The sequence below is a fragment of the uncultured Nevskia sp. genome (assembly GCF_903885465.1).
Lineage (GTDB): Bacteria > Pseudomonadota > Gammaproteobacteria > Nevskiales > Nevskiaceae > Nevskia.
Map to the genome: position 1 here is coordinate 1 of NZ_CAISIQ010000080.1, position 7,322 is coordinate 7,322.

The 7,322-nt window shown below is 62.8% G+C and carries 7 protein-coding genes; 5 read left to right on the plus strand and 2 right to left on the minus strand.

Annotated features, from left to right (window positions below; translation table 11 throughout):
* The 5 genes from styA to rmuC all read left to right on the plus strand — a co-directional run.
* A partial coding sequence (styA, locus tag QZY06_RS03015) for a styrene monooxygenase subunit StyA (RefSeq protein WP_295680016.1) occupies window positions 1-1,229 on the plus strand: 1,229 nt, incomplete at its 5' end.
* A 51-nt stretch (window positions 1,230-1,280) separates the two neighbouring features.
* Window positions 1,281-1,787, plus strand: coding sequence for a styrene monooxygenase NADH-dependent flavin reductase subunit StyB (gene styB, locus QZY06_RS03020; RefSeq protein WP_295680018.1), 507 nt, complete (start codon window positions 1,281-1,283; stop codon window positions 1,785-1,787).
* Window positions 1,788-1,924: 137 nt separating this feature from the next.
* Complete coding sequence (styC, locus tag QZY06_RS03025) at window positions 1,925-2,401, plus strand: styrene-oxide isomerase StyC (RefSeq protein WP_295680020.1); 477 nt, start codon at window positions 1,925-1,927, stop codon at window positions 2,399-2,401.
* 160 nt (window positions 2,402-2,561) lie between these two features.
* Complete coding sequence (locus tag QZY06_RS03030; protein ID WP_295680023.1) at window positions 2,562-3,578, plus strand: helix-turn-helix domain-containing protein; 1,017 nt, start codon at window positions 2,562-2,564, stop codon at window positions 3,576-3,578.
* Between the two features lie 160 nt (window positions 3,579-3,738).
* Entirely contained in the window at window positions 3,739-5,175 is a 1,437-nt protein-coding gene (rmuC, locus tag QZY06_RS03035; protein ID WP_295680026.1) for a DNA recombination protein RmuC, read from the plus strand.
* A 109-nt stretch (window positions 5,176-5,284) separates the two neighbouring features.
* On the opposite strand, the gene QZY06_RS03040 is transcribed toward rmuC, so the two are convergent.
* The gene (locus QZY06_RS03040) at window positions 5,285-6,034 is read right to left on the minus strand and encodes a hypothetical protein (RefSeq protein ID WP_295680029.1); all 750 of its coding nucleotides are present in this window, start codon (window positions 6,032-6,034) and stop codon (window positions 5,285-5,287) included.
* Window positions 6,035-6,045: 11 nt separating this feature from the next.
* Window positions 6,046-7,322: hypothetical protein (locus QZY06_RS03045; RefSeq protein WP_295680032.1), on the minus strand; the 1,277-nt coding region annotated here is incomplete at its 5' end.

Genomic DNA, 7,322 nt, shown 5'->3' on the forward strand with positions numbered 1-7,322 from the left:
ATCTCGGCCTGTATCTCCGCCAGCACGGCGTCGACGTGACCATCTACACCGATCGCAAGCCGGACGAGTATCACGGCATGCGTCTGCTCAACACCGTGGCCCATCACGCCGTGACCGTGAAGCGCGAAACCGCGCTGGGCGTCAACCACTGGCCGGACCAGAAGTTCGGCTACTTCGGCCATCACTATTTCATCGGTCTGCAGCCGCAGCCGCTTCAGTTCTACGGCGATCTGCATGCGCCTAGCCGCGCGGTCGATTACCGCATCTATCAGCCCCGGCTGATGGAAGATTTCATGAACGCCGGCGGCAACATCGAATATCGCGAGATCAAGAGCGATGAAATTTCGTCGCTTAGCGCGCGCTATGACCTGCTGGTCATCTGCACTGGCAAGGGTCCGTTCGGCCAGATGTTCACCTACGAACCGCAGCACTCGCCGTTCGACAAGCCGCAGCGCGCGCTCTGCGTCGGCATCTTCAAAGGCATCAAGCAGCGCCCGGTCCGTGCGGTGACCATGCACTTCTCGCCCGGCGCCGGCGAGATGATCGAAATTCCGACCACCACGTTCAACGGCATGCAGAACGCGCTGGTCATCGAGAACATTCCCGGCGGCGATCTCGAAGTGCTGGCCAAGACCAAGTACGACGACAACCCGAAGGCCTTCATGGCGCTGCTGCTGGAAAAACTGCGCAAGCACTATCCGACCTGCGCCGAGCGCATCGACGAGCAGGAGTTCGATCTCGCCAACGGCCCGCTGGACCTTCTGCAGGGCGGGGTGACGCCGACCGTGCGCCGTTCACACGTGGCGCTCGACGGCGGCAAGATGGCGATCGCGCTCGGCGATGTGCAGGTCACCGTCGATCCGCTGCTCGGTCAGGGCGCCAATGTGGCCTCGCATGCGGCCTGGATCCTCGGTGAGGAAATCGTTCGCCAGGATGTCTTCGACGAGCGCTTCGTGGAGCACGTCAACATGCGCCGCAACGATCGCGTGCTGGGTGCCGCGCGCTGGACCAACTTCATGATGACCAATCTGAAGGCGATGCCGATCGAGTTGCAGCAGTTCATCGGCGCGCTGAGCCAGAACCGCGCGCTGGCCGACGAGTTCACCGACAACTTCAATTTCCCCGAGAAGCAGTGGGATTGCTTTGCCAGTGTCGACCGCATGAAAGCCTGGGTCGAGACACGCATGAAAGCGGCGGCCAAGCGACCGAAAATGGCTACGGCGGCCTGAGCATCGCCGGCGCAGTGACAAGGACATCAAGATCCTTCTGGAGCGTGAGCCATGAGTAGTGCAGACCCAGCGTCGGGGAAAAACCATCGAGTCGATCCGGAGAGTTTCCGGAAATCGGTTTCGATGTTCGCCACCGGCATTGTCGTCCTCACCTGTGAGGATGACGACGGCCAGGTGCACGGTATGACCGTCAACAGTTTCACTTCGGTGAGTCTCGATCCGCCGACGGTGCTGGTCTCGCTGAAGCCGGGCAAGGCGCATCGCCTGATCTCGCGCAATGGTCGTTACGGGGCCTGCATCCTCAATGAAGGGCAGCAGAGCTTCTCCGCGCATTTCAGCGGTCGCCCGCAGGAAGCGTTGTTGCCGGATTTCGTGGTTCGCAAGCAGTTGCCGACCTTGCGCAATTGCCTGGCCTGGTTCGAATGCGAAACGGTCGAGAAAGTCCAGATTCACGACCACACGCTGTTCGTGGCGCAAGTCACGGCCTGTGGCAGCGAAGGCGGTGCGCCGCTGATGTTCTATGGCAGCCGCTATCACCGGACGGCCATCGCCGCCTGAGTGGAGTTTTCGAAAGAGAGTGCAGATCCGGTTGGTCGGGCTGCAAGTAGGAAGTAGAGCCTTGTAGTGAAAAGTGGCAATCAAGCATGACCAGATCCGATGAGGTCCGGTCGACACATAAAAACGGGGAGAGCGAAATGGCGGCAAAGGAACTGCAACGCAAGATGGCTGGCCACGGCGTCTTGATGATTTTCTCGACGCTGCTGTTCGGCGTTTTCTTGTGGATGAATCTGGTCGGTGGTTTCGAGATCATCCCGGGCTACATCCTGCACTTCAATATTCCGGGCACACCGGAAGGCTGGGCCAAGGCGCATACCGGTCCTGCCATGAACGGCATGATGGTGATCACGGTAGCTTTCGTGCTGCCGCTGCTGGAGTTCACCGAAAAGACTGCAGCGCGACTCGGCTGGATCATCGTGCTCGATGGCTGGGCCAACGTCTGCTTCTACTTCTTCGGCAATTTCTCCGCCAACCGCGGCCTGAGCTTCGGCGACAGCCGCCTCGGCCCGGGCGACATCTTCAGCGCACTGGCACTGGGCCCGGCTTATCTGTTCGGTGTGCTGGCGCTGATCGCGCTGTTCATCATCGGACGCAAGGCGCTGCGCGCACGCTGAAACGCTTGATGAGGATGGCGTACTCAAGATGATTTGAGGGCAGGACCGATAGATCAGGCCCGGACCACGTAGTCCGGGCCTGATGAGGGCCAAAGAGCCCCAAACGCCGGGACGATCCAACCCTTGGATGTCCGTGCGAACGTGTTGACGGAGAAATGAAATGATTGGAATGAATGCAGTGCCGAGCTTTTCCCGGCCGGCGGATGGTGGTGTGATGTTTCGTCCCGGCCCTTCGGAATCCGTGCACGGTTTCGGGCAGTGGAAAGATTTCGTCAACAACAACTTTCCGTGGCTGGAGCACCGAAACTATTCCGGTGGACTCTTCGAAGCCGAGGTCAGCGCCTTCAAGTTTGGTGATGGCGCGTTGACGATGATCAACGCCGATGCCAGCGAAGTGATCCGTACGCGTCATCTCGCCGATCGTTCGGAATCCGGCTACATCAAGCTGGTGTGGCAGTTGTCCGGCGATATCCAGCTGGAGCAGGACAATCGTCGCTGCCATATCACGCCGGGCCAGACCACGGTCTGCGACAGCACGCGCCCTTATCGCATTCGCGTTTCCGACAACGCTCATTTCGCGGTGCTGATGTTGCCGCATGTGGCCTGCCCCGGTTGGGAACGGATCAGCCAGAAGTTGTGTGGTCAGCAACTCGGCGACAGCGCCACCTTGCGTGCCACGTTCGGCGCACTGATGGCACTCAGCGGCGCCGGCCTCGGCGGCAAGGACGGTGTCGGTGAAACCGTGCTGCATGCTGTGCAGTCGATGATCACCTCTTCGCTGCATCAGGCAGCGAGCGAACTGGGCGTGCCCAGTCTGAACAACGTACGTCTGCACGATCGTTTGAACCGCGCCCAGCAGCACATCCTCGATCACATCTCCGATCCTGGGCTTGATCCGGATGATCTGGCGTCGGCGCTGTGCATGTCGCGGCGCTCCCTGTACATGCTGTTCAAGGAATGCCGGCTGACGCCTTCGAAGATGATTCACGACTTGCGCCTGGAGCGCAGCCGTCAGGCACTCGACGACATCAGCCGTCCGAATCGCAAGATCACCGGCATCGCCTTCGATCACGGCTTCAGCGATTGCGCCACCTTCAGCCGTCTGTTCAAAGTGCAGTACGGCCTGACGCCCAGCGAATACCGTTCGCGGGCCTTGTCGCCGCGGCTGAGCAGCTGAGCCAAGTCGTGCTGATGCCGGTCTGACGCGACAAAAAGCGCGGGTGTTCCTGAACGTGCCCGCGCGCGTGGCCATGTAATGCGGGCCTCGCGTCGCCGGCAGTTCTCGCTGGATATCGACGCGATGCCTCAAGGCGGAAGCTCGCCCGTACAATCCGGCGATGACCACCCCTGATCTCCTGCTGCTCGCGGTTTCCCTGATTGCTGCCGTCGCTGCCGTGTTCGCCTGGCTGGCGGCGCGTGGCCTGTCATCCCGTTTGAACGACGGCGCCCGCGATGCCGCCCGGCTCGAAACCGCGGTGCGCGATGAGGCCGCGACGGCGCGTCGCGAAGCCGGCGAGCAGGCGGCTCGAGGTCGTGACGAGCTGGCTGCGGCGCTGGCTCGCTTCGGTCAGACGCAGACTGCGCAGGCCGATGTGTTGGGTCGTCAGCTGGCCGGCCAGCTGGAAACCTTCGCCCGCCAGCTCGAGGCCCAGACTCGCCTCGGCGACGAGCGTCAGCAGGCCTCGCTTGCCGAAGGCCGGGCCGCACGCGAGCAGCAGGCGCAGGTGCTGTCACGCTTCGGCGAGTCGCTGGCTGCTCAGTTCAATGGCTTGAGCGAAGCCAGCGCGCAGCGGATGAACGAGCTGCGCGGCACGGTCGAGACACGGCTGGCGGCGATCCAGGCCGACAACACCGCCAAGCTCGACGAGATGCGCCGCACGGTCGACGAAAAGCTCAACGACACCTTGCAGAAGCGCCTCGGTGAATCGTTCTCGCGCGTTGCCGAACGCCTGGAGCAAGTGCAGCGCGGCCTCGGCGAGATGCAGTCGCTGGCGGCGGATGTCGGTGGCTTGAGGCGGGTGCTGAGCGGCGTCAAGACCCGCGGCACCTGGGGCGAAGTGCAGCTGGGCAGCTTGCTCGAGCAGATACTGGTCGCCGATCAGTACGAGGCCAACAAGGCGACGCGGCCACGCAGCACAGAGCGCGTGGAATATGCGATCCGCCTGCCCGGCCGCGATGCGATCGACACGCCGGTGTGGCTGCCGATCGACGCCAAGTTCCCGCGTGAGGATTACGAGCGCCTGCTCGATGCTCAGGAGCGCGCCGATGCCGCCGGTGTCGAGGAAGCCGGCAAGCAGCTGGAAACGCGTATCCGCGAAGAAGCCAGGAAGATTCGCGACAAGTACATCGAACCGCCGCATACCACTGATTTCGCGCTGCTGTTCCTGCCGACCGAAGGCCTGTACGCCGAAGTGATCCGCCGGCCGGGCCTCAGCGAATGGCTGCAGCGCGAATGCCGGGTGACGGTCGCCGGGCCGACCACGCTGAGCGCGCTGCTGAACAGTCTGCAGATGGGCTTCCGCACGCTGGCGATCCAGAAGCGATCGAGTGAAGTCTGGTTGACCCTGGGCGAGGTCAAATCCGAGTTCGACAAGTTCGGCGGCGTGCTGGGCAAGGTCAAGAAGCAGCTGGAAACGGTGCAGAACTCGATTGGCGATGCCGAGACGCGGACCCGTCAGATCAGCCGCAAGCTGAAGAATGTCGAATCGCTGCCCGGCGCGGTGGTCGTGCCGATCCTGGGGCTGGAAGCAGAAGAAGGTGACAGCGAGGATTGATGGTCATCCCCGGGCCGCATCCGCGGTTCCGCAGAAAATCGATCGTCCCAACAAAAACGGGCCTGCATCGCTGCAGGCCCGTCGAAGGCAAAAGCAGAAGCTTCGACCCTTACTTTGAGATGCAGGCCTCGATCACATTGAGGCCGGCGAGCACGCCGATGGTCGGCGAGAAGTCGAGCCTTGCGCCGTTGAAAGGCTGCGTCGTGACGACGCTGACGAAGGCCAGCGACTGACCCGCCAGCAGCGGCAAGCCAAGCAACTGCAGGCTCAGTGCCGTATCGTTGGTCTGCACGCCCGGTCCCTGCACGACGACACCCGTCGTGTTGACGCTGAAAGCCGAAACCCGCGAGAGCAGAGCCACATCGGCGACGGAGTCCTGCGGGTAGGCCACGAAGAAGCCTGCCCGACGAAGCACTGTCGGTGAGCTCACGTAGTTGGTCGTGCCGTAGCCGTTCAGATTGATCGTTCCCGCAACCCCGAGGCCTGCCGTTTCCACCGAAAAGGTGCCGACGTTGGCATCGAAAGCCGATATCGGCGAAGCGACGCGGCAGTTCAGGCAAAGACCTTCCGTGCCGACATCAACCGAAGTCACGTTGGCCACCGGTGCATAGGTGGCGTTCGGATTGTTCGGATTGCAGTCTTCCAGGCTGGTCGGCGGCGGCGGCGGGTTCGGCGAGCAGCTGATCACGCACTCGCCCGGATCGCCGCCCGTCGTGGTGCCGCCGGTCGTAGTACCGGTGGTCCCCCCGCTGGTCGTACCGCCGCCAAGATCGTCTTTCTCGTCCGCACAGCCTGCAAGACCCGCAGCCAGCATCACGGCTGCGGTCAGCGACACCAGGCTCAGATCACACTTGTTCATTCGCGATGAGCTCAGTTGTTCGAGACGCAGGCCTGGGCGACCTTCAATTGGCCCAACACGCCAACGATATTGCGGAAGTTCAGCCGCACCTCATTGAAGTCGCCAGTCGATACCAGGCTGGCGTAGACCGGTACCTGGCCGCCAATTAGCGTCGTGCCCAGGAGATCCAGATTCAACAAGCTGCCGAGACCGACTTCGGTCTGGACGGTGCCATTGAGCAAGGTGCTCACGCTGATGTCCTGCAACAGGTTCAGCGTCAGCAGGGCACCTGCCGGGTCAGCAATCACGAAACCGGCGCGGCGGCCAGCCGGGTAAAGCGTCGAAGTATCCTGAACGGCGAGGATCGAAGTACCGCCCAGCAGGGGCACCGGCGCGTTGACCGTAGCCAACGTGAGCAGGTTGGTATCGGTGGCAAATCCCGGATCCTGAACACTGCAACCCAGGCACAGACCTGCTCTTTCCTCGGTAGCCACAGCATTCGGCGCCAGCAGCGGGCTGGAAGCATTAGGCAGCGCGTCGCAGAAAGAAGCCACGGCGCCACCGGTCGTACCGCCAGTGGTGGTGCCGCCCGTGGTGCCCGACGTCGTGCCGCCAGTCGTGCCCGAAGTGGTCCCGCCCGTGGTACCGCCGGTCGTGCCGGCCGTGGTTCCGCCGGTCGTGCCACCGGTGGTGGTACCCGGATCATTTGGGTCCACAGCGACGCAGGCCTGGAACACGCCCAGCGTGGCCAGCGCATTGACCGCGGAGCCGAAGCTGATACGCAGTTCGTTGAACGGCGAGGCCGGGATGAAGCTGGCGAAGGTCGGTTCGGTGCTGCCGATGATTGCAGTACCAAGCAGATCCAGAGACAAGGCGGAGATGCCGGCGCTGGACTGCACCACACCGTTGTTGACCGCATCGACCCTGATGTTCTGAAGCAGGGTCGCTGTCAGCAAGGCGCCAGCCGGATCGAAGATCACGAAGCCAGCGCGACGACCAGCCGGATAGAGCGTTGCGGTGTCCTGCACCTGCAATTCCGCTGAGCCGCCGAGCAGGCCGACCGGCGTGATCAGCGACGAGATGGTCGTGATGTCGGTATCAATGGCGTTGTTCGGATTGGCAACGCTGCAGCCGAGACAGATGCCATTGATGACGCCCAATGCGGTTGCGTTCGGAACCTGAATCGGTCGGTAGGTGTTCGAGGTCGGGTTGCAGACGATGCCGCCGATTCCGCCCGTGGTCCCCGAGGTGGTGCCACCCGTGGTGCCCGAGGTCGTGCCGCCCGTCGTGCCTGCGGTGGTACCCGAGG

Bases quoted from the DNA above. Each gene is read 5' to 3' on its own strand.
- QZY06_RS03040 (WP_295680029.1), bottom strand. From the start codon at position 6,034: ATGAACAAGTGTGATCTGAGCCTGGTGTCGCTGACCGCAGCCGTGATG.
- styB (WP_295680018.1), top strand. From the start codon at position 1,281: ATGAGTAGTGCAGACCCAGCGTCGGGGAAAAACCATCGAGTCGATCCG.
- styC (WP_295680020.1), top strand. From the start codon at position 1,925: ATGGCGGCAAAGGAACTGCAACGCAAGATGGCTGGCCACGGCGTCTTG.
- rmuC (WP_295680026.1), top strand. From the start codon at position 3,739: ATGACCACCCCTGATCTCCTGCTGCTCGCGGTTTCCCTGATTGCTGCC.
- QZY06_RS03030 (WP_295680023.1), top strand. From the start codon at position 2,562: ATGATTGGAATGAATGCAGTGCCGAGCTTTTCCCGGCCGGCGGATGGT.